2 protein-coding genes are annotated in these 3045 nt (G+C 56.4%); one reads left to right on the top strand and one right to left on the bottom strand.

Translation table 11 applies throughout. The features are described from left to right. Positions 1-263 precede the first annotated feature (263 nt). Positions 264-1625: a glutamine synthetase family protein gene (locus tag IRZ24_RS18705; RefSeq protein ID WP_297167751.1), complete on the top strand. Its 1362-nt coding sequence runs from the start codon at positions 264-266 to the stop codon at positions 1623-1625. A 241-nt stretch (positions 1626-1866) separates the two neighbouring features. Here the strand turns inward: IRZ24_RS18705 and IRZ24_RS18700 are convergent. After that, on the bottom strand, positions 1867-3045 hold a 1179-nt coding region (locus tag IRZ24_RS18700; RefSeq protein ID WP_297167748.1), incomplete at its 5' end, for an APC family permease.

Here is a 3045-nt window from a genome sequence, read left to right as displayed (position 1 = left end):
GTCCAAGGGATAGGGCTTTTGCTTCTTAATTAGATATATAGAATAAATAATGTAAAACAGGTCAGGCTCGCCGGGCCGAACCTGGCAGAGAGAACCAGGGCAGGCCCCTCCAAAATGGCCGCTTAGCGGGTTAGACATTGTCAATGTCAGATGGATCAGTAATAATAAAGTTTGTCCTGAGAGGCAGACGGCTGACTGTAAGCAAGTCGCCTGTTCTATCGAGGAGCCTCCGAGAATCGCGTTGGGAGGATCTAATGTCAGCAATGCCTATTTCCGACCTGGCAACTATTGAGGAACTAAGCAGGGGCTGGCAGGAGCGGGGCATTCGTCATGTAGTCTTCGAGCTGCCCGACATGCATGGTATGGCACGCTCGAAAATTGTGCCTCTGAGCCGCTGGGAGCAGTTCGCCCGCGATGGGTTACGCATGATTGGGGTCATGACGACAGTCGACTCAGGCACCAATCTGGTGCCCGGCACCTATCAAAGCGAAGAGCGCAACTATGGCGATGCGGTCCTGCGTCCCGATCTCACTACTGCAGCAGTTGTGCCCTGGCTGGATGCCAGCGCCCGTGTGATCTGTGATGCCTTCTGGCCAGATGGCTCACCTGTGGAATCGGCTCCGCGCTATGTCTTGCGCCGCGTCCTGGAGCGCCTGGCAGCGCTGGGTTATCGTGCCCATACGGCGATCGAGTACGAGTTTTATTTGCTGCAGGATCTTCTAAGCAAAGAGCCTGTTTTTGATCGGCTGCATATTTTCCATACTCAGCGCAATGTCGCCTGCCCGGTGCCTTTGCAGATTATGGATCAGTTACCCGAGTTGGGCTTGCAAATGCTGACCTGCAATTGCGAGTATGGTCCAGGACAGTATGAGATTACCTACGATGCTGAGGATGCACTAACTGCCGGCGACTATGGTTATACCTTCAAAAACGGGGTCAAGATGATTGCCCGTCGGCTGGGTTATCATGCTACCTTTATGACGCGTCCCTTCCTCGACCAATCCTCTTCGGGGGCGCATATCCATCTCAGCCTGCGTGATGCCAACGGGCACAATGCCTTTCTTGACACGAGCAATCAGCATGGCCTCTCGTCCCTGGCCTACCATTTCATCGGCGGCCTGATCAAGCACATGCCAGGCGCACTGGCCCTGCTTGCCCCAACCCCAAACTGCTACCGTCGCTTTTTACACCATTCCTTTGCGCCGGTTAATCTCAGTTGGGGGCTGGACGATCGCACGGCCCTGGTACGCGTCAAGAATACCCGCGATGCCGGCACTCATATCGAGAACCGCGCCCCCTCGAGCATGAGCAATCCCTATCTGGCGCTGGCTGCTACTATTGCCGCTGGCTTGCTCGGCCTCGAAGAGGAGGCGCTACCACCCGCTCTAGCGGAAGGGCCGGCGGAAGAGCATGAGGCCTTTGCTCCATTGCCAGCCACGCTGGAGGAAGCACTGGAGCATCTAGAGGCCGATACGGCTCTGCGCAATTTACTGGGCATGCAGTTCACTGAGATCTTCATTAAAGCCAAGCGTCAAGAGCTGGCGCGCCGGAGCGACTATGTGCGCCAGCGTCTGCAGGCAGCCGAACTAGAATGGGAAGAGCAGGAGTATCTGGCTGACTTCTAAAGCTCTCAAGCGGGCCTGAGTGGCGGGGGGTGGAGCAGCTCCTCTCTGAGCGCTAGAGATCTGCTTGCTTACTCACCTCTCTGCTTGACTGCACTGGCCCCAGACACCGAGAAGAGGGACTGAAGCCAGGGGCTGCTTGAGCAAAGCAACCAACGGCTTCAGTCCCTCTCTCTTCTCTATCTCCTCATGTTCGCTCGGCTCTAATAGCCAGGGCGGGCAGATCTACGCCTGCTGAGGGAGACTATGACTCAGCACGCAAAATGCGACCCAGAAATTCGTAGCGCTCAGGGTGGCGCTTCGCCAGATAGAAGGCGTAGATCAGTCCCACGATCAGCCAGCCGATGACGAAGAGCGGCAGAATATTTAGCGGGAACGGCGTCGGGAAGAAGCCCAGACGCGTGAAGTAGTCGCCGATGACCGGCAGCGGTGGCATAATGAAGGAGACCAGGGGAATGAGCAAGAAAAGGCAGCTCACAATCGGCGCGATCAAGTGGAGCAGCGGATTAAAGCTCCGGCGGTCAAAGCGCAGCGCGAAGGCCGGCAGCGAGAGGTTTACCAGAATATACACCACGAGAAAGCTAATCGTTCCGATTGTCGCCAACCAGGCATAGCTAGTAATGCCACTGGTCTGCGTATAGACCTTGCCATCGGCAATTCCCAGCGCGTAGCTTACACTGCCATCGGGGTTGTTCTTCTGGATGATGAAAGCCAGAAAGATAATGACCAGAATCGTGAACAGGCTCTGGGCCATGATAGCATAATAGGGACTCTTCCAGCGCGGATGCGTACGCCCGAAAACGCGCGGCAGAATGCCCTCGCGGCCCATTGCATAGAAGTAACGCACCATACCGTTATGGAACGCCAGACAGGCGGCAAAGCCACTGGTGGTCACGGCGATAATCATCAGCACCTTGAGCCAGCCGCCAACGTAGCGATCAGCCAGATCGTAGTAAGGCTTAGGGGCAATTGCGATGTTGCCCAGCGTATCGCCGGCGTGCTGCCAGCCGAGGCCGATAACGGCGCTATAGGTAGTCCAGATGTAGAGCAGAGCCATGATCACGATCACTGAGAAGATGGCCATTGGCACAGCGCGGCGTGGATTGCGCGACTCCTCACCGTAGACAGCTCCGGACTCGAAGCCAATCCAGGACCAGATACCGAGTGCCATAGCCACTCCAATGCCTAGCACACCGCCGGGCGCCACCCCCTTGAGATCAGAGCCAGCGGGGGTGAAAGTATGGAGCAGGTCATGGCCTGCGGCTCCGCCGTGGAGAGTGATCATCAGATCAAGCAGGACCAGACTCCCAATTTCAAGTACCAGGAAGGGAGCCAGCCACCAAGTGGACCACTTGATGTCAAAGAACGAAAGCAAGAAGACAAGCACACAGCCGATCAAGGCGTAAGTGACCCATCCTAGTGG

It is taken from the genome of Thermogemmatispora sp., from assembly GCF_019683755.1.
In the GTDB taxonomy this organism is placed as follows: domain Bacteria; phylum Chloroflexota; class Ktedonobacteria; order Ktedonobacterales; family Ktedonobacteraceae; genus Thermogemmatispora.
The sequence above is the reverse complement of the archived record's forward strand: the minus strand, read 5'-3'. Positions and strand labels throughout refer to the sequence as shown.